Raw genomic sequence first — 18,662 nt, 5'->3', positions numbered from 1 at the left:
CGTACCCGGTGACCTCGGCGAACAGCCCGGCCCCAGGACAGCACCCGCCCTCCCTGGGGACCATCCCCGCTCCAGCGTACCGAGGCCGACCGACGAAAATCGGGAAAAGCCCTCGCCAGAGCCCGGTTGTCCACATCGCGGCCAAGCTGTGGACAACCGCGCGTCAGCGCAGCAACGACACCAACGTCGGCAACGCCGCCACCAGCGCCTCCCGCCCGCACCCCGCGTACCCGATCGCCACCCCGTGCGAAGACGGCTCCCCCGCGAAATGCCGAGCCAGCCCGTCCAGCCGGATCCCCCGCCGCTCGGCCTCCGAAATCACCGACGCCTCCCGCACGGCCGACGGGAACGGCACCACCAGGTGCGCCCCCGCGTCATCGCCCCGCACCGGCACCCCCGCGCCCGAAAGCGCCCCCGCCAGCAACGTCCGCCTCTCGGCCATCTCCCGCCGGAGTTTCCGCAGGTGACGGCCCAAATCCCCGTTCCGCGCGAACTCGTACAACACCCGCTGCCCCGCCGGTGACGGCCGTGTCCCCGTCAAGTCCCGGTACGCCAGCACCGCCGACGTGATCGCCTCCGGGGCCACCATCCACCCCGCCCCCAGCGTCGGCGTCAGGATCTTCGACGTCGTCCCCAAGTGCGCCACGACGTCCGGTGCCAGCGAAGCCAGCATCGGCAACGGCGCCACGTCGAAGCGCAGCTCGCCGTCGTAGTCGTCCTCGATGACCAGCATGGACGAAGCACGCGCCCGCTCCACCAGCGAAACCCGCCGCGCCGCGCTCAGCCTGCTGCCCATCGGGTACTGGTGCGCCGGCGAGCAGTACACCGCCCTCGCGCCCGGCGGGATCGCGTCCGGCCGCAGCCCCTCGTCGTCCACCGGCACGCCCACCACCCGCATGCCCGCCCGCAGGAACGCCTGCACCGCCCGCTGGTACCCGGGCTCCTCGACGGCGACGACGTCCCCGCGTTCGAGCACCGCCGCGGCCAGCTCGACGACCGCCGCCGTCGTCCCGCCGGTCGCCAGCACCGACCCCGCCGCCAGCCCGCGGTGGCGCAGCAGGTGCTCCGACACCGCCGCGCGGTACTCCGGCAGCCCGGCGCGGTGCGCGCGGACCAGCGGGTCCGGGTCGGCCGCGGCCCGCCAGGCGCGCCGCCAGGCCGCGCGGTCCAAGCCGTCGGCCCACGGCGTGCCGGGCCCGAGGTCCAGCAGCGGCGACGCCTCGGTCTCGGGCGTCGGGACCGCGGGCGCCGGGACCTCCGAAGCCGAAAACGAAGGTGGCGTCGTCACGTACGTGCCGGAGCCGTGGCGCCCGGCGATCCACCCCTCGGCGTGCAGCTGCTCGTAAGCCGCGGACGTCACCGTGCGGCTGACGCCGAGCCGGCCGGCCAGCGCCCGCGTCGAAGGAAGCCGGTCGCCGCCGCGCAGGTGGCCGGAAGCCGCCGCTTCGCGCAGCGCGTCGGCCAGCTGGACGGCCAAGGGCGTCACGGCCGAACGGTCGAGGCTCACCGGGAGCGCGGTGTCGGCGTGGGTCACGGGACCTCCTCAAGTGGACTTCCCAAGTGTACGAGAAGTGGACATTTTCCGATGCCACTGCGCTGGGAGACGCTGGTCGCATGCTGTCCACCACGCCCCGCACCACGCTCGGCCGCAAGAAGCACCGGGCCGTGACCGACCGCTCGGCCCTGCACGACGTCCTGGACGAGGGCCTGATCTGCCACCTCGGCATCGTCCGCGACGGCGCGCCGATGGTCCTGCCGACCGGCTACGGCCGCGACGGCGACACGCTCTACCTGCACGGCTCCACCGGCGCGTCGAGCCTGCGCACGGCGTCGCAGGACCTCGATGTCTGCGTCACGGTCACGCTGCTCGACGGCATCGTCTATTCGCGGTCGGTCAACAACCACTCGATGAACTACCGCAGCGCGGTCATCTTCGGGAAGGCGGCGCTGGTCACCGACCCCGAGGCGAAGATGCACGGCCTGAAGGTGCTGACCGACCACCTCGCCCCGGGTTCGTGGGAGCACGCGCGCGAGGTCAACGCGAAGGAGTTCGCGGCGGTGAGCGTGCTGGCGCTCGACCTCGCCGAGGCGTCGGTGAAGATGCGCGCCGAGGGCCCGGACGACGAGCCGGAGGACCTCGACGCCGATGCGGCGTGGGCCGGCGTCCTCCCGGTCCGGACGGTCTTCGGCGCGCCCGAGCCGTCCACCGACCTCTCCCCCGGCTGGACGACGCCGGAGCACGTCACCGGGCGAGCGGCAGCCGCACGGTAAAGGTCGTGCGGCCCGGCTCCGAAGACACCGAGACCGTGCCGCCGTGCGCCGTCACCAGGGACTGCACCACCGACAGCCCGAGCCCGGTGCCGCCGTTGCCGCGGGTGCGGGAGTCGTCGACGCGGAAGAACCGGTCGAAGATCCGTTCCTGGTCCCCCGCGGCGATCCCCGGCCCGGTGTCGGTCACCTGCACCACGGCTTCGGCCTCCGGCGCCGCCACCGAGACGTGCACTGCGGTCCCGGACGGGGTGTGCACGGCGGCGTTGGCCAGCAGGTTGTCGAGCACCTGCCGCAGCCGCACCGGGTCCGCCTGGACGAAAGCCGCCTCGAGGGCGGACGTCACCGGGTGGTCCGGCCGCCCGGCGGCGAAGGCGTCCGCGGCGTCGCCGGCCAGCTCGGCCAGGTCGACGCGCTCCGGGCGCAACGGCGTCTCGGCGGCCCGCGCGTCGAGCCGCGCCAGCAGGAGGAGGTCGTCGACGAGGACGCTCATCCGCGCCGTCTCGGAGCGGATCTTCGCCAGGTGCGCTTCCCGCTCCGCCGGCTCGTTCGCCGCCGCGTAACGGAAAAGGTCGGCGTAGCCCCGGATCGACGTCAACGGCGTCCGCAGTTCGTGCGAAGCGTCCGCGACGAACCGGCGCAGCCGCTCGTTCGCCTCGGTCTTCGCCGCCAGGGACGTGTCGATGTGCGCGAGCATCACGTTGAACGCGGTCCGCAGCTCGTCGACTTCGGCGCCGCCGCCGGTCCCCGCCGCGCGGGCCGGCAGGGCGGGGTTCGCCGCGAGGTCGTGCGACGCGATGTCGTGCGCGGTGCCTGCCATGTCCGCCAGCGGGCGCAGGCCCCGGCTCAGCACCAGCCGCCCGACGACCACCAGCACGGCCAGCGCGAACGCGAACGCGCCGACCTCCACCCAGATCAGCTGCTGCACGGTGCCGTCGAGGTCCTTCTGCGGCGCGGCCGACAGCAGCACCGAACCGTTGTCGACCGGGCACGCACGCACCCGGTACGGCCCGTCGCCGTAGAGGTAGACGGTCCGCGTGACATCGCCGTCCGCCGCGTCGACGGCGATCTTCGCGAGCTGCTTGGCGTCCCCGGGCAGCTGGCCGCCCGGCTGGGGCGTCGCGACGCCGTCGCGCACCTTGTACAGCGCCGAGTACCACGAGTACACCGACTGCGGCGAGCCGTGCGTCTCGCGCAGCTGCGGCAGCTGGTTGTTCTGGCTCTTGGACAGCTGCTCGTCGAGCCGCCGGTCGAGGTAGCCGTGCATGATCCCGACCGTCGTCACGCCGACGGCCGCGAACACGACCAGCGCGAGCGCGCCGAGGCCGAGCGTGATCCGGGTGCCCAGCCGCGTGCGCTGCCAGGCCCCGTACCACCGGCGGAAGAAGCGTTTCACCGGTTGACCTGGCGCACGACGTACCCGACGCCGCGCACGGTGTGGATCAGCGGTTCGCCGCCGCCCGCGTCGACCTTGCGCCGCAGGTGCGAGATGACGAGTTCGACCACATTGGACCGGCCGCCGAAGTCGTACTCCCAGACGTGGTCGAGGATCTGCGCCTTCGTCAGCACCGCGGGCGAGCGGCGCATGAGGTAGCGCAGCAGCTCGTACTCGGTCGGGGTCAGCTCGGCGGGCGGGCCGTCGCCGCGGCGGACCTCGCGGGTGTCCTCGTCCAGGGTCAGGTCCCCGACGCGCAGCACGGCACCGCGCGCCGCCGCCTGGTGCGCGACGCCGGTGCTGCGCCGCAGCACCGCCCGCAACCGGGCCATCAGCTCCTCGACGGAAAACGGTTTCACGAGGTAGTCGTCACCCCCGCGGGTGAGCCCGGCGATCCGGTCGGCCGTCGCGTCCTTGGCCGTGAGGAACACCACGGGCACCGCGCTGCCGTTCTCCCGGAGGCGGTCGAGCACGGTGAAGCCGTCCAGGTCGGGCAGCATCAGGTCGAGCACGACGATGTCCGGCCCGAACTCCGCCGCCTGGGTCAGCGCCGCCTTGCCGGACCCGGCCGTGACCGCCTGCCAGCCCTCGTACCGGGCGACGGTGGCGACGAGGTCGGCGATGTGCGGCTCGTCGTCGACGACGAGCAGGCGCACGGGTTCGGAGGGCTGCACCACCCCATCTTCTCCCGGCGCACGCGCGGGCGGCGACCGGTGGCGCGGGCCGACAGGAATCCGACAGCCCGTACCCAGACTCGCCACAGGCTGCGTCGCGAGGCTGAGCGTCGTGAACCGAACCCGAGGGGGATCCGTGTGACCAGCATGACGCAGACCGCCGAGGCCACGCGCCCGGCGATCCGCCCCCGGATCGCCGCGAAATCCGGCCTCTTCACCTTCCTGGGCGCCAACGTGGCCGCCGTCACGGTGTTCTACGCCGAGGCCGGGCTGTCGCAGAACGTGCTCATCAGCATCGGCAGGCTCGCCGGGATGTACGGCGCGCTGGCGATGGCCTTCCAGCTGCTGCTCGTGGCCCGGCTGCCCTGGCTGGACCGGCGGATCGGGATGGACCGGCTCACGACGTGGCACCGCTGGACCGGCTTCACGATCCTGTGGACCCTCCTGGCGCACCTGGTGTTCATCTCGTTCGGGTACGCGGAGGTCTCGGACAAGGGCGTCGTCGACGAGCTGGTCGAAATGGCCAACACGCTCGAAGGGATCCTGCGGGCGCTGGTCGCGTTCGCCGTCATCCTCATCGTGGGCGCGGCTTCGGCGAAGTTCGCGCGCAAGCGGCTCGCGTACGAGACGTGGCACTTCATCCACCTCTACACCTACGCGGCCATCGTGCTGGCGTTCACGCACCAGATCGCACTCGGCACGTCGTTCGCGAGTGCGCCGACGGCCAAGGCGTACTGGTGGACGATGTGGCTCGGGGCCGGCGCCGCCGTGCTCGCCGGGCGCGTCGTGCTCCCGCTGTGGCGGAACCTGCGCCACCAGCTGCGCGTCACCGCCGTGGTTTCCGAGGCACCGGACGTGGTTTCGGTGTACATGACGGGCAAGAACCTCGACAAGATGCCGGCGCGGGCGGGCCAGTTCTTCCTGTGGCGGTTCCTCACGAAGGACCGCTGGTACCAGGCCAACCCGTTCTCGCTGTCCGCCGCGCCCGACGGCCGCACGCTGCGCCTGACCGCGAAGGCGCTCGGCGACTCCAGCGCGTCGCTGCGCAGCCTGCGGATCGGGACGCGCGTGTTCGCCGAAGGCCCGTACGGCGCGTTCACGACGATCCACCAGCAGCGGCCCAACGCACTGCTCGTGGCGGGCGGCGTCGGCATCACGCCGATCCGCGCGCTGCTGGAGGACATCGACGGCCACGTCGTCGTCCTCTACCGGGTGCGCACCCAGGCCGACGCGGTGCTGCTGCCCGAGCTGAACGGGCTCGCCAAGGCCCGCGGCGCGGTGGTGAGCGTCCTCACCGGATCCGACCAGGCGGTCGGCCCGCGCGGGGCGATGCTCGGCCCGGCGAACCTGCACATGATGGTGCCGGACGTGCACGAGCGGGACGTGTTCGTGTGCGGCCCGCCGGGGATGACGTCCGCCGTGCTGCGCAGCCTGCGGGAGCTGCGGGTGCCGAAGGCCCAGGTCCACGCCGAACGCTTCAGCCTCGCGGCCTAGGGGGACGTCGTCATGAAAAGGACCATCTTCGTCGTCGCGCTGTCGATCGCGGGGTTCATCGCGGTCTGGCGGTTCGAGCCGGGGCCGGTGCACAACACCGCCGTCGCCGCACCGCCGAGCGTCGCCGCTCCGTCCACCGCACCCGCTCCGCCTGCCTCGACGTCCCCGGGGGCCGTTCCGTCCACTCCGGACAGTGCGAACGCGACGGTCACGACCCAGGGCACGCCGGAGTCGAGCAGCTACGGGACGGTCCAGGTCGAGGTCACGTTCACCGGCTCCCGGATGGTCGCGGTCACGCTGCTGCAGGCCCCGGACGACGGCCGCGCGCTCACCGCGTTGCCGCGGCTGCAGCAGGAAGCCATGAAAGCGCAGAGCGCCGACATCGACACGATCACCGGCGCGACCGAGACGAGCGAGTCGTACAAGACGTCGCTGCAGGCGGCCATCGACGCCCGGGGCAACAGATGACCACGCGCGTCGAGCAGGTGATGGGCCTGCCGATCTCCCTCGACCTGCGGGACGAGAAGGACACTGTCGACTTCGCCGACGTCATCGACGAGGTCTTCGCCTGGTTCCGGGACGTCGACGCGAAGTTCAGCCCGTTCAAGGAAGACAGTGAAGTCAGCCGCTACGACCGCGGCGAGCTCACCGCGGACGGGCTGACCGACGACCTCCTGGAGGTCCTGGAGCTCTGCGCGTACTACGAGCAACTCTCCGGCGGCGCGTTCCGCGCGCGGCTGCCCGGCCGCGGCCTCGACCCGTGCGCGGTGGTGAAGGGCTGGGCGGTGCAGCGTGCCGCCGACATGCTCAAGGCCGAAGGCGCGACGACGTTCTGCCTCAACGCCGGCGGCGACGTCGTCACCGCGGGCGAGCCGCAGCCGGGACGTCCGTGGCGGGTCGGCATCCGCCACCCCGAGCAGCCCCTCGCCGTGTGCGCGGTGCTGGAGTCGCGCAACGGCGCCATTGCCACGTCGGCGGCCTACGAGCGCGGCTCGCACATCCTCGACGGCCGGTCGGGGATGCCGGCGACCGGGCTGATGAGCGTCACCGTCATGGCCCGCGACCTGGTCACCGCCGACGCGCTGGCCACCGCGGCGTTCGCGATGGGCGCCGAGGGCATCACCTGGGCGGCCGACCGGCCGGACTGCGAGATCCTCATCGTCGACGACAGCCGCCGCGTGCACCGGACGGCGGGCCTGGCGCTGGCTTCGTAAATCGGTTCGCCCCGGCGCTTCCCCTCGGCCAGACTCGGGACCACCCGTCTGCCGAGGAGTGCCATGCCTTCGTCCGTCCTGCACGTGTCCGTCGACTGCGCCGACCCGTACGCGCTCTGCCAGTTCTGGAGCCAGGTCACCGGAAAGCCGGTCCCCGACGAGGACCAGCCCGGGGACGACGAGTGCGGCATCGAGCTCGAAGGCGGGATCGACCTGCTGTTCCTGCGCGTCCCGGAACCGAAGACGGTGAAGAACCGCCTGCACGTCTGCCTGCAGCCGGACGAGCCGCGCGACGAGGAGGTCGAGCGCATCCTGGGCCTGGGCGCGACACTCGTCAACGACCTCCGCAAGCCGGACGGCCGGGGCTGGGCGGTGCTCGCCGACCCCGAAGGCAACGAGTTCTGCGTCCTGCGCAGCGCGGCCGAGCGGGCCGCGACGCCGTGACGGACTCGTTCGCCGTCAACAAGGCCAACTGGGACGAACGCGCGGTGCTGCACGCGGCGTCGCCGGACTACGGCTTCGAGTCCTACGTCTCGGATCCGGAGCACCTGAGCGGCGTCCTGCGGTTCGACCGGCCACGCCTGGGCGACCTCGGCGGGCTGCGCGCGGTGCACCTCCAGTGCCACATCGGGACGGACACGGTCTCGCTGTCCCGGCTGGGCGCCGCCGTGACGGGCTTGGACTTTTCCGGGCCGGCGCTGGCACAAGCGCGCCGGTTCGCCGCCGCCGCGAACGCCGAGATCGACTTCCGCGAAGCGAACGTCTACGACGCCGTGGAGGTGCTGGGTGCCGGGCGGTTCGACCTGGTCTACACGGGAATCGGCGCGTTGTGCTGGCTGCCTTCGGTCGCGCGCTGGGCGGCGGTCGTCGCCGGGCTGCTGCGGCCGGGCGGCCGGCTGTTCATCCGCGAAGGCCACCCGATGCTGTGGGCGATGGACGAGACCGCGGACCCGGCGTGGCCGCGCTACCCGTACTTCGAGCACGCCGAGCCGCTGGTGTTCGACGAGCCCGAGACGTACGTCAGCGTCGACCGGAAGCTGGAGAACAGCGTCAGCCACTCGTGGAACCACTCGCTGGGCGAGATCATCACCGCGCTGCTGGACAACGGCCTCAGGCTGACCGCGTTCACCGAGCACGACAGCGTCCCGTGGAACGCGCTCCCCGGGCAGATGATCCGCGACGAGGCCACCGACGAGTGGCGGATGACCGACACCCCCGCCCGGATGGCCGCGAGCTACACGCTCCAGGCGGTCAAGGGCGGCTGAATAGGGTGGGCGGCATGGCACGTCCCCTGATCGCGGTCGCCACATTGGGCGGCACCATCTCCATGGCTCCCGTCGGCGGCGAAGGCGGCGCCGTCCCGCGGCTCGGCGCCGCGGAACTGATCGGCGGGATCGGCGACCTGCCGATGGACGTGCTCGCCGAGACCCTGGCCGGGATCGGCAGCGCGTCGATGGACTTCGCGACGCTGCTGCGGTGCCGCGAGTGGGGGCTGCGGCAGGACGCCGACGGGTTCGTCGTCGTGCAGGGCACCGACACCCTGGAGGAGACCGCGTACTTCCTGGAGCTGTGCTGGCCGTCGGAGATCCCGGTGGTCGTCACCGGGGCGATGCGCAACGCGGGCCTGCTCAGCCCGGACGGCCCGGCGAACCTGCGCACCGCGCTGACGGTCGCGGCCGATCCGCGCAGCCGCGGGCGCGGCGTGCTGGTGACGCTGAACGACGACGTCCACGCGGCGCGCTGGGTGCGGAAGGCGCATTCGAGCCACCTGGAGGCGTTTTCGTCGGCGCCGGCGGGTCCGCTCGGCATGGTCGTCGAAGGGGCGGTGCACTACTTCCACCCGTCGCCGCCGCGCTCGCCCGCCTTGGCCGGGACGGACTTTTCGGGGCTGGTGCCGGTGGTCGAAGCCGGCCTGGACGACTCGGGCGCGGTGCTCTCGCACGCGGCTACGCAGCCCGGAGTGCGCGGAATCGTGCTGGCGGCGACGGGTGTCGGCCACGTTTCGGCGGGCACGGCCGACGTGGTGGCTCAGCTGGTGCCGTCGTTGCCGGTGGTCGTCGCGTCGCGGACGGGCGCCGGCCCGACGCTGCGGTCGACGTACGGCTTCCACGGTTCGGAGTCGAGCCTGATCGCGCTGGGCGCGACGATGGCCGGCTGGCTGGACGTGCGCAAGTCCCGGATCCTCCTGCACACGCTGCTGGCGGGCGGCGCGGACCGGGCGGCGATCGAACGCGAGTTCCGCGCCCGCGGCGACCTGGACCGTCAGTAGCAGTACGAAGGCTCGTTCCCGATCGGCCGGTGCTGGATGGTCGCCGGGATGTGCAGGGCCTCGTAGGACGTTTCCCACACCTTCGAGCGCACGAACTCCTGGATCTTCCCGGTCAGCTCGACGCAAGTGTCGCGGTCGCCCTTCCGCAGGCCGACCCCGTAGTGCTCGGTCGGGTTGATCAGGGAACCGTTCTGCCAGCGGGCGTCGGTGACACTCGCTTTTTCGTACTGGGCGACGGAGAGCAGGATCGCCTCGTCGGTCTGCACGGCCGCGAACTGGCGGTCGGCCGGGTCGAAGAAGGGGTGCAGGCACTCCTGCAGGGTGTCCTTCGCCCGGGCACCGAGCTTGTCCTCGGCCGTCGTGCCCCTGGTGACGCAGATGTGCCGAGGGTCTATCAGCGCCGTCTGGCCGGTCATGTCGTTGAGCTTCTTGTCGTCGATCATCTGGCCGGACCGGTCGACGAAGTAGGGGCCGGCGAAGTCGATGACGTCCTTCCGGGCCTTCGTCTTGTCGGTCGTGCTGACCCCGTCCATCGAGTAGTTCGCGATGACCAGGTCGACCTTGCCGCTCACCAGCGCGCCCTCCCGTTCGTACGGGGTGAGGGCCACGGGCACGACCGTGAAGCCGAGCTGCTGCGCGAGGTAGTTCGCCAAGTCGACGTCGAATCCCTTCGGCTGCTTGGCGGGGAAGCTCCACCCCGGGATCTCCCCGTTGAAACCGACCCGCAGCGTCTTGCCGGTCAGCGAGGACGGCTCCGCTGGGGTGACCGCCGCGGCGACCGGGGTGGATGCCGGAGGAGCGTCGGTGCTGGGGTGCAGGGTGATCGCCGCGGCGGCGGTGGCGCCCGCCACCGCCAGCACCGCCGAGCTCAGGGCGAGCCACCGGGAACGCTTTCGCATCTGGTTCAGTCTTCCTCGGGTCGGGTCGAGTACGTGTTCACCGCGACCACCACGGCGTAGCCGAGCAGCGCGAGCGGGGCCGCCACCGCGGCCGCGAGCCCGGGGGTGAGGCCCGTCCACCACAGCACCGCCCCGGCGACGAGCGCCAAGGCCACCGCGAACGCGCCGGACCACGGGTCCGCCGCCGCCTGCCGCAGTCGTCCGGGTTCTTTCGACGCCCCCGGTTTCGCGTCCCCGCCCGGGTCGTCCTCCCAGGCGCGGATGAGGTCGTAGAGGCGGCCCGCCTCCTGCGAAACGATCTTGCTGTCGTGGTCGAGGAACCGCAGGACCTCCGACCGGACCCGGGCGCGCACCGGCCGGGTTCCCAGGCTGTAGAGGTCTTCCAGGCGTTGCAGGCCGCGCGCGATGACGGTGTTGACGTCGCTGCCCAGGTCCGCGACCACCTCGGGCGGCAGGTCACGGGCGATGAGCGCGGCCCGGTTGCGGACCAGCGCCTTCTGGTCGACCGTCTTGGTGGCGCTGTGGTCGGGCTCGGGGTACCCGGACGACACCAGGGTGTGGCGCAGGACGGGGAAGATCCTGGGCAGCGACAGCTCCGGCACCGGGTCCTCGATGCCGTTCGTCAGCAGGTCGATGAGCACCCCGGTGAACGCGGTGTGCCGCGCCCCGGCGGGAGCCACCGCGTGGGTGGTGGGGCCGGCCGAGGCCAGGACGTACGAGCCGGAGATGGCGAACGCCTCCCCGTCCGCCCGGCCCATCACCTGGGCCAGCGCCCGGCCGCTGAAGCAGGTGTCGATGACGACCATCCGGCACGCGGCCCGGCTCTCCCGCACGATCAGGTTGATGTCGGAGTACGGCAGCGCGTGGTTCCACCAGAAGTCCTCGCCACCGTCGTCGCTGCCGGGCAGGAACAGGTGGATCTCGTTGCCCGCCAGCGTTTTGGGCCGCGCGTGCCCGCTGAGGTAGACCAGCAGGACGTCGGTGGCCCGCGTCGCGGCGGCGCGGACCTTCCGCAGGATCACGTCGCGGTCGTCCTCGTCCACCACCGTCGTGCAGTGCTCGGCGAGGAAACCGCCGTACTGCTCGTCGGTGAGCACGGCCGCCAGGTCGGTGACGTTGTTGGCCACCGCGGGCAGCGGGTACGCGGCGAACGAGCCCGAGTACGTGGTCGTGCCGATCAGGACGACGTGCGAGGACTCAGGGACGGGTAGGCGCATCGCCGTCCTGGGTGATCGTCACCGACCGGTGCTCCAGGAGCAGCCGGGTCAGCTCGGCCCGGTCGGTCTCGTCGTGCAGGTGGACGTCCACCGTGCGGCCGTTTTCGGTGTAGGAGAGGCGCAGCTCGCTCAGCCGAAGCCGCGCGCGTTCGACCAGGTAGGCGCAGATCGACCGCGCCAGGACGGGCACTGCCGCGACCCCGGCCGCGACGACCATTTCCCACCCCATGGTCTCGGGCGCCGGCTCCCCGGACGTCGTCCGGAGGTGGCCGCGCAGATCCTCGTCCAGGGCCAGCCAGCCGGGCAGGTCGTGCGGGCCGGTGCTGCCCGCGAAGGTGATGGCGATCGTCACTGCGCTCCCGGTGATCGTCCCGACCCCACCACCGGTCGGTGGGGTTTCACCTCACGCAGTCGGACGTTCGCCCACGGTGTGTTACACGTCGCGTCCGTCCGGGCGACCTGGGTTCAGTCCAGGACCGGGCCGCCCAGCGGGTCCAGGTGGTAGGAGCGCATCTCACGTTCGGCGCCGCGGTAGACGTGGATCGAGATCGCCGGGTCCGGGCCGTCGTTGCGCACCTCGTGCACGTACCCGGGGCCGAACACCCGCGACTGCCCCGCCGAGAGCGCGTGCAGCTCGGTGATCGCGCGCCCGCCCGGCGCGCGGCGGGCCACCGCCTCCGTCAGGTGCCCGCTGACCAGCGTGAACGCACCACTGGCGAACGCGTGGTCGTGCAGGTCGGTGCGCTGGCCGGGCAGCCAGCTCATCAGCCAGACCTCCTGCTGCCCGTCCTTCTCGACGAGCGTCGCGAAACGCTCGTCGGGGTCGTAGCGCAGCAGGTGCTTCCAGCGGTCGCGGTCGGCGGCGACCTCCAGCGCGACGCGCACCGGGTGGCGCAGCGCGGGGTTCTCGGGACGCAGCAGGGTGTTGTCCGGAACGGCGAACATGAGGGTCCTCACGGAAGAGAAAGGGGGTGTCGAACTGGGCCGGGGCGGGGTTCACCGACAACAGCGACACGCGCACACGACGGCGCGGAGGCCGTGGTGGCCCCGCAGCTCAGTCATCTCGCACGCGAACATGGCGCTCAGCGTTCCCTACCGCCTCGACCCGGTCAAGACGTCCCACCTGCCGGGAGGGTCAGGACCACTCGTGCTTCTGCGAGCGGCCCAGCAGCTCCGCGCCGGCCTGCCGCGGGTCGACGCCCTCGTGGCAGACGCGGTGCATCGCGTCGGTGATCGGCATGTCGACACCGACGCTCAGGGCCAGCGCCCGGATCGACGAGCACGACATGACGCCCTCGGCGACCTGCCCGCCGCCCGCGGCCTGCGCCTGTTCGAGGGTCTCGCCGCGGCCGAGGCGCTCACCGAACGTCCGGTTGCGCGAAAGCGGCGACGAGCAGGTCGCGACCAGGTCGCCGACGCCGGCGAGCCCGGCGAACGTCAGCGGGTCGGCACCCAGCTTCGCGCCGAGGCGGGCCATTTCGGCCAGGCCGCGGGTGATGAGCGTCGCCATCGTGTTGGTGCCGAGGCCGAGGCCCGCGGCCATCCCGGTGCTGAGCGCGATGACGTTCTTGCAGGCACCGCCGAGCTCGCAGCCGACGACGTCGGTGTTGGTGTAGGGGCGGAAGTAGGAGTTGGCGCAGGCGCGCTGGATCGCGACGGCGCGTTCGTGGTCGGCGCAGGCGAGCACCGCCGCGGCCGGCTGCCCGGCGGCGATCTCCTTGGACAGGTTCGGCCCGGTGACGACGACGACCTGGTCGGCGTCGATCCCGACGATCTCGCCGATGACCTCGCTCATCCGCTTGAGCGTGCCGAGCTCGACGCCCTTGGCGAGGCTGACGAGGATCGCGTCGGGCGGCAGCAGCGGGCGCCACTCCGAGAGGTTCGCCCGCAGGCTCTGGCTGGGCACTCCGAACACGACGGCCTGGGCGCCCTCGAGGGCCTTCGCCGGGTCGCTGGTGGCGGTGATGTTCTCCGGCAGCACGGTGCCGGGCAGGTAGGCGCTGTTGACGTGCCGCTCGCGGATGTCCTCGGCGACCTGTTCGCGGCGCGCCCACATCGTGACGTCGCGGCCGGCGTCGCCGAGCACCTTCGCGAAGGCGGTGCCCCAGGAGCCGGCCCCGAGCACGGTGACCCGCTGGACGTCGGCGCGCATCAGGCGGGGTCCCCCGGCTTGGCCGACGGCGGTTCCTCGTGGCGGATCTCGCCGAGCAGGCGGGTCACGTCGTCCATCATGACCTTGGTGACCTCCCGCAGCTTCGACGCGCTGCGTGCGCTGCCTTCGCGGTAGGCCGAGAGGTCGAGCGGATCGCCGACCCGGTGCGTGATGGTCTTGCGCGGGAACGGCTTGAACTTCTTGGTGTAGCCGTTGAAGAGCTCACTGGTGCCCCAGCGCGCGATGGGGATCACGGGGACGTCGTTCTGCAGCGCGAGCCGCGCGGCGCCGGTGAAGGACTCTTTCGGCCAGCCGGCGGGGTCCTTGGTGATGGTGCCCTCGGGGTAGATGACGACGATCTTGCCTTCTTGCAGGGCCTGGTGCGCGGCCTTGAGGCTGTCCCCGGCGGCGGCCGAGCCGCGCGAAACGGGGATCTGCCCGGAGCCGACGAAGACCTTCCCGAAGATCGGTGTCCGGGTGAGGCTCTCCTTGCCGAGGAAGCGCGGAACCCGCTTCTGCCGGTGCACGAAGACGGCGTCGACGATGGGATCGAGGTGCGAAATGTGGTTCAGGACGAGCAGCGCAGGTCCCTGCCGCGGAACTTTTTCGTTCCCGACGTAAACCCGCCGCGCAATACCGGTGAGCGGATAGAACACAGCGGCGGCCAACCCCACCCAGAAGCCGCCCTTCTCACGCCGGGCCACGATCTCCTCCTCCACGCGTCAAGTCCGCCCCAGATCCTGCCGCGCCGGGGTGAGGCCAGTCCAGGGAGGGTGCCTTCGCCGAGGTCGAGGCGGTGATCAGGGGGTGGGGGCGAGTCTGGGTGACGGGGTTCTCGGCGGAGTCGCCCGGCGAGGTGAGTGAGTCGTTTCTGCCATCGGGTCCCGGCCGCGGCGCGGCGACCAGCCATACGCCGGGGCCGCCCAGCACCCCCACCCCCACACTTGTCCACACCACCCGTCGCCTGTGGACAACCCGCACCTCCGGCCGACACCCACTCCCCGTTTCGGGTAAAGATGGACGGGTGGACGTGGACCTGGTCGTGCCGATGAAACACCCCCGCGACGGCAAGTCGCGGCTGCGTGGTGCCGTCGAGGCCGAGCGGCATCCCGGTCTCGTCCTCGCGCTCGCCGCCGACACCCTCGCCGCCGTCACCTCGGGGGCGCACGTCCGGCGCGTCCTGCTCGTCGCCGCCGATCCCGGGGCCGTCGCCGAACTCGGCGAGCTCGGGGTCGAGATCGTCGCCGAACCCGCCGAGAAAACCCTCAACGCCGCCTTCCGCCACGGCGCAGAACTCCTCCGGCGAGACGACCCCGGGGCGATCGTCGGCGCCCTCCAAGCCGACCTCCCCGCCCTGCGTGCCGGCGACCTGGCCGACGCCCTCGCCGAAGCGGCCGGAAAGCGCGCCTTCGTCGCCGATCGCCAGGGCACCGGCACCACCCTCCTGCTCTCGGCCCCCGGCGCGCCCCTCGACCCGCGCTTCGGCCCGGGCTCGGCGCGGGCGCACACCGCGTCCGGGGCCGTTCCGCTGAAAAACCCGCTCCCGAGCCTGCGCAGCGACGTCGACACCCCGGACGACCTCGCCCACGTGCGCGCGCTGGGTGTCGGGAAACACACCGCGGAGCTGTTCATCTGACCTTCACCGCGGCCGGAGCAAATCCGCCGTGCGTAGTGAAGAATGGGGGCCGTGAGCACAGACGACGGCAGCACGCCCGCACCGCGGAGGCGACGGAACCCGGCCAGCGGATCTTCGGAATCGGCCAAGAAGACCACCGCGGCCAAACCGGCGGCGGCGAAGAAGGTCCCGTCGAAGTCCACCGCGCGCGACACCGCCGCCCGTGCCACCGCCGGGAAGGCCAGAGTCCGCAAGAGCACGCCCGCCGCGTCGACGCCCCGGCGCCGCAGCGCCGCGCAGGGCAACACCCGCGGCGCCGAGGAGTTCCGCGCCGTCCCGTCGGCGCCGCCCGCGGTCACCACCGCCCCGGCCGCCACCGAGACCCTGCCGGACGACCGGTACTTCAACCGCGAGCTCTCGTGGCAGGACTTCAACGCCCGCGTGCTCGCGCTGGCCGAGGACGAGTCGCAGCCGCTGCTCGAACGGACGAAGTTCCTCGCGATCTTCGCGTCCAATCTGGACGAGTTCTACATGGTCCGCGTCGCCGGCCTGAAGCGCCGCGACGAGACCGGCCTCCTGGTGCGCAGCGCGGACGGGCTCACCCCGCGCGAGCAGCTCGACTACATCGCCAAGCGCAACCAGGACCTGGTCGAGCGGCAGACCGGCGCGTTCGAGAAGCACCTGCGCCCGCAGCTGGCCGAGCACGACATCCTGATCGTCGGCTGGGCCGACCTCTCCGGCGCCGACCAGCTCCGGCTGTCCAGCTACTTCTCCGAGCAGATCTTCCCGGTGCTGACTCCCCTGGCCGTCGACCCGGCGCACCCGTTCCCGTACATTTCGGGCCTTTCGCTCAACCTCGCGGTCACGGTCCGCGACCCGGAGGGCGGCACCGAGCGCTTCGCCCGGGTGAAGGTGCCGAGCAACGTCCAGCGCCTGATGCGCGTCGAGACCGAGCGGACCAGCCGGACGGCGACGTTCCTGCCCCTCGAAGAGCTCATCGCCGCGCACCTCGGCGAGCTGTTCACCGGGATGGACGTCACCGAGCACCACGTCTTCCGCGTCACCCGCAACGCCGACTTCGAGGTCGACGAAGACCGCGACGAAGACCTCCTGCAGGCCCTCGAGCGCGAGCTGGCGCAGCGCCGGTTCGGCCCGCCGGTGCGCCTCGAGGTCGCGCAGGACATGAGCGAGCACATGCTCGAGCTGCTGCTGCGCGAGCTGGACGTCGACCCGGCCGACGTCGTCGAGGTCCCCGGCCTGCTCGACCTGACCTGCCTGCACCAGCTGTCCGGTGTGGACCGCAAGGAGCTGAAGGACCGGCCGTTCGTGCCGGCGACGCACCCCGCGTTCGGTGAGCGCGAGACGCCGAAGAGCGTCTTCGCGACGCTGCGCGAGGGCGACGTGCTGGTGCACCACCCGTACGACTCGTTCTCCACGAGCGTGCAGCGGTTCATCGAGCAGGCGGCGGCCGACTCGAAGGTCCTCGCGATCAAGCAGACGCTGTACCGGACCTCGGGCGACTCCCCGATCGTCGACGCGCTGATCGACGCGGCGGAGGCGGGCAAGCAGGTCGTCGCGCTGGTCGAGATCAAGGCGCGGTTCGACGAGCAGGCGAACATCACCTGGGCGCGGACGCTGGAGCGCGCGGGCGTGCACGTGGTGTACGGCCTGGTCGGGCTGAAGACGCACTGCAAGGTGTCGATGATCGTGCGCCAGGAGGGCTCGACCATCCGCCGCTACTGCCACATCGGCACCGGCAACTACAACCCGAAGACCGCGCGGCTCTACGAGGACATCGGCCTGTTCACCGCCGACCCGAGCATCGGCGCGGACGTAACCGACCTCTTCAACGTGCTCACCGGCTACTCCCGCCAGGACACCTACCGGACGATCCTGACGTCGCCGCACGGCATCCGCCGCGGCATCGTGCGCGCGATCGGCGAAGAGATCGAGCTGGCGCGGGCCGGGCAGAACGCCGGCATCCGGATCAAGTGCAACTCGCTGGTCGACGAACAGGTCATCGACGCGCTCTACCACGCGTCGCAGGCCGGGGTGCCGGTCGAGATCGTGGTGCGCGGGATCTGCACGCTGAAGCCCGGCGTCGAAGGGCTGTCCGAGAACATCCACGTCCGGTCGATCCTGGGCCGGTTCCTGGAGCACTCGCGGGTCTTCCACTTCCGGGCCGGCGGCACGCACTGGATCGGCAGCGCGGACATGATGCACCGGAACCTCGACCGGCGGATCGAGGCGCTGGTGCGCGTCAAGGACCCGAAGCTGACCGGGCAGCTCGACGACATCTTCGACTCGGCGCTCGACAAGGCGACGCGGTGCTGGGTGCTGACGGCGAGCGGCGAGTGGTCGCCGTTCCCGGCCGACGGCTCGCGGGTGCGTGATCACCAGCTGGAGCTGGCGAAGCTGCACGGGGCCGCCGGATGACCCAGGAGGTACGGGCGGCCGGCGCGGTGCTGTGGCGCGGCGCCGGCAAGGCGGCCGAAGTCGCCCTGGTGCACCGCCCGCGGTACGACGACTGGTCGTTGCCGAAGGGAAAGCTCGACCCCGGCGAGACGACCGCCGAAGCCGCCGTCCGGGAAGTGAAGGAAGAGACCGGGTTCGACGCGGTCCTGGGCCGCTACCTGGCCCGGACGGAGTACCGGGTGCCCGCGCGCACCGGCTCCGGCACGGTCCCGAAGACGGTCGACTACTTCAGCGCCGAAGCCGTGTCCGGCGAGTTCGCCGCGAACGACGAGGTCGACGAGCTGCGCTGGCTCGACCCGACGGCGGCGGAGAAGCTGCTGACGCGCCCGGAGGACGTGCGGGTGCTGCGCGCGTTCTGCGAGGTGCCGGCCGGCATGACGACGCTGGTGCTGGTGCGGCACGCGAAGGCGGGCAAGCGCGACGAGTGGACCGGCGACGACGACCTCCGGCCGCTGTCGGAAGCGGGGCTGCGGCAGGCCTCGGCGTTGCGGCGGGTGCTGGCGCTGTACGGACCGGACCGGGTGCTGTCGGCACCGCGGCTGCGCTGCGTGCAGACGGTGCACGGGATCGCCGACGACCTCGGGCTCGAGGTGCGGCACGAGCCGCTGCTGTCGGAAGAGGGGTACTGGCCGGACCCGGTGCTGGGCGTGGCGCGGCTGCTGGCGGTGGCGGGCGACGGCGGGACGCCGGTGGTGTGCAGCCAGGGCGGCGTGATCCCGGACCTGATCAGCGCGTTGGCCGACCGCGACGGAGTGGAGCTCCAGGCGGCCCGGGGCGGCGTGGTGCCGAGCAAGAAGGGCTCGTTCTGGGTGCTGTCGTTCCGGGCACCGACGGCGGAGAAGGGCCCGATCCTGCTGGCGGCCGACTACCACCCGAGCGCGTTGCCGACGCCGTCCCCGGCCCGCTCCTGAGCGCTCGCCCGTCCGGCGACAGTGCGGTGACAGTCGATC

At 72.1% G+C, this 18,662-nt stretch carries 19 protein-coding genes; 10 read left to right on the top strand and 9 right to left on the bottom strand.

Annotated features, from left to right (window positions below):
• Positions 1–163: 163 nt before the first annotated feature.
• Complete coding sequence (pdxR, locus tag QSK39_RS48305) at positions 164–1,534, bottom strand: MocR-like pyridoxine biosynthesis transcription factor PdxR (protein ID WP_285484587.1); 1,371 nt, start codon at positions 1,532–1,534, stop codon at positions 164–166.
• 80 nt (positions 1,535–1,614) lie between these two features.
• Between pdxR and QSK39_RS48300 the strand changes: the two genes are divergently transcribed.
• Positions 1,615–2,271, top strand: coding sequence for a pyridoxamine 5'-phosphate oxidase family protein (locus QSK39_RS48300; protein WP_285484586.1), 657 nt, complete (start codon positions 1,615–1,617; stop codon positions 2,269–2,271).
• Here QSK39_RS48300 and QSK39_RS48295 read toward each other — a convergent pair.
• Positions 2,243–3,664, bottom strand: coding sequence for a sensor histidine kinase (locus QSK39_RS48295; protein WP_285484585.1), 1,422 nt, complete (start codon positions 3,662–3,664; stop codon positions 2,243–2,245). The two genes, QSK39_RS48300 and QSK39_RS48295, sit on opposite strands and share 29 nt — an antisense overlap.
• On the bottom strand, positions 3,661–4,377 hold the full coding sequence (locus QSK39_RS48290) for a response regulator transcription factor (RefSeq protein ID WP_285484584.1): 717 nt from the start codon (positions 4,375–4,377) through the stop codon (positions 3,661–3,663). The genes QSK39_RS48295 and QSK39_RS48290 overlap by 4 nt, the downstream gene beginning before the upstream one ends.
• 147 nt (positions 4,378–4,524) lie before the next feature.
• On the opposite strand from QSK39_RS48290, the gene QSK39_RS48285 reads away from it, so the two are divergent.
• The 6 genes from QSK39_RS48285 (at position 4,525) to QSK39_RS48260 (ending at position 9,354) form a co-directional block, all read left to right on the top strand.
• Positions 4,525–5,871: a ferredoxin reductase family protein gene (locus QSK39_RS48285; protein WP_285484965.1), complete on the top strand. Its 1,347-nt coding sequence runs from the start codon at positions 4,525–4,527 to the stop codon at positions 5,869–5,871.
• A 12-nt stretch (positions 5,872–5,883) separates the two neighbouring features.
• Complete coding sequence (locus tag QSK39_RS48280) at positions 5,884–6,339, top strand: FMN-binding protein (protein ID WP_285484583.1); 456 nt, start codon at positions 5,884–5,886, stop codon at positions 6,337–6,339.
• The gene (locus tag QSK39_RS48275; RefSeq protein WP_285484582.1) at positions 6,336–7,085 is read left to right on the top strand and encodes an FAD:protein FMN transferase; all 750 of its coding nucleotides are present in this window, start codon (positions 6,336–6,338) and stop codon (positions 7,083–7,085) included. Before QSK39_RS48280 ends, QSK39_RS48275 begins: the two co-directional genes overlap by 4 nt.
• A 63-nt stretch (positions 7,086–7,148) precedes the next feature.
• Positions 7,149–7,529: a VOC family protein gene (locus QSK39_RS48270; protein ID WP_285484581.1), complete on the top strand. Its 381-nt coding sequence runs from the start codon at positions 7,149–7,151 to the stop codon at positions 7,527–7,529.
• On the top strand, positions 7,526–8,350 hold the full coding sequence (locus tag QSK39_RS48265) for a class I SAM-dependent methyltransferase (protein WP_285484580.1): 825 nt from the start codon (positions 7,526–7,528) through the stop codon (positions 8,348–8,350). The genes QSK39_RS48270 and QSK39_RS48265 overlap by 4 nt, the downstream gene beginning before the upstream one ends.
• A 14-nt stretch (positions 8,351–8,364) precedes the next feature.
• Positions 8,365–9,354 carry an asparaginase gene (locus QSK39_RS48260; protein ID WP_285484579.1) on the top strand — a complete coding sequence of 330 codons (990 nt, stop codon included), beginning with the start codon at positions 8,365–8,367 and terminating at the stop codon, positions 9,352–9,354.
• On the opposite strand, the gene QSK39_RS48255 is transcribed toward QSK39_RS48260, so the two are convergent.
• The 6 genes from QSK39_RS48255 to QSK39_RS48230 form a co-directional block, all read right to left on the bottom strand.
• A complete protein-coding gene (locus QSK39_RS48255; protein ID WP_285484578.1) occupies positions 9,348–10,253 on the bottom strand; it encodes a transporter substrate-binding domain-containing protein in 906 nt (301 codons plus the stop codon). The genes QSK39_RS48260 and QSK39_RS48255 overlap by 7 nt on opposite strands.
• Positions 10,254–10,258: 5 nt before the next feature.
• Positions 10,259–11,470 (bottom strand): caspase, EACC1-associated type, encoded by a 1,212-nt coding sequence (locus QSK39_RS48250; protein WP_285484577.1) that lies wholly within the window; start codon positions 11,468–11,470, stop codon positions 10,259–10,261.
• Entirely contained in the window at positions 11,451–11,822 is a 372-nt protein-coding gene (locus QSK39_RS48245) for an effector-associated constant component EACC1 (RefSeq protein ID WP_285484576.1), read from the bottom strand. The genes QSK39_RS48250 and QSK39_RS48245 overlap by 20 nt, the downstream gene beginning before the upstream one ends.
• A gap of 113 nt (positions 11,823–11,935) precedes the next feature.
• Positions 11,936–12,415 carry a cysteine dioxygenase gene (locus tag QSK39_RS48240; protein ID WP_285484575.1) on the bottom strand — a complete coding sequence of 160 codons (480 nt, stop codon included), beginning with the start codon at positions 12,413–12,415 and terminating at the stop codon, positions 11,936–11,938.
• Positions 12,416–12,605: 190 nt separating this feature from the next.
• A complete protein-coding gene (locus tag QSK39_RS48235) occupies positions 12,606–13,622 on the bottom strand; it encodes an NAD(P)H-dependent glycerol-3-phosphate dehydrogenase (protein ID WP_285484574.1) in 1,017 nt (338 codons plus the stop codon).
• Positions 13,622–14,341, bottom strand: coding sequence for a lysophospholipid acyltransferase family protein (locus QSK39_RS48230; protein WP_285484573.1), 720 nt, complete (start codon positions 14,339–14,341; stop codon positions 13,622–13,624). The genes QSK39_RS48235 and QSK39_RS48230 overlap by 1 nt, the downstream gene beginning before the upstream one ends.
• 305 nt (positions 14,342–14,646) lie before the next feature.
• On the opposite strand from QSK39_RS48230, the gene cofC reads away from it, so the two are divergent.
• The 3 genes from cofC to QSK39_RS48215 are packed head-to-tail and all read left to right on the top strand — an operon-like array spanning position 14,647 to position 18,623.
• Positions 14,647–15,258 carry a 2-phospho-L-lactate guanylyltransferase gene (gene cofC, locus QSK39_RS48225; RefSeq protein WP_285484572.1) on the top strand — a complete coding sequence of 204 codons (612 nt, stop codon included), beginning with the start codon at positions 14,647–14,649 and terminating at the stop codon, positions 15,256–15,258.
• A 42-nt stretch (positions 15,259–15,300) separates the two neighbouring features.
• On the top strand, positions 15,301–17,673 hold the full coding sequence (locus tag QSK39_RS48220) for an RNA degradosome polyphosphate kinase (protein WP_285484571.1): 2,373 nt from the start codon (positions 15,301–15,303) through the stop codon (positions 17,671–17,673).
• The gene (locus tag QSK39_RS48215) at positions 17,670–18,623 is read left to right on the top strand and encodes an NUDIX hydrolase (protein WP_285484570.1); all 954 of its coding nucleotides are present in this window, start codon (positions 17,670–17,672) and stop codon (positions 18,621–18,623) included. The genes QSK39_RS48220 and QSK39_RS48215 overlap by 4 nt, the downstream gene beginning before the upstream one ends.
• The last annotated feature ends 39 nt before the right edge of the window (positions 18,624–18,662 follow it).

Source organism: Amycolatopsis sp. NBRC 101858 (genome assembly GCF_030269325.1).
GTDB classification, from domain to species: domain Bacteria; phylum Actinomycetota; class Actinomycetes; order Mycobacteriales; family Pseudonocardiaceae; genus Amycolatopsis; species Amycolatopsis ponsaeliensis.
Note: the sequence above shows the minus strand (reverse complement) of the source record. Positions and strands in the feature narration are given on the sequence as shown.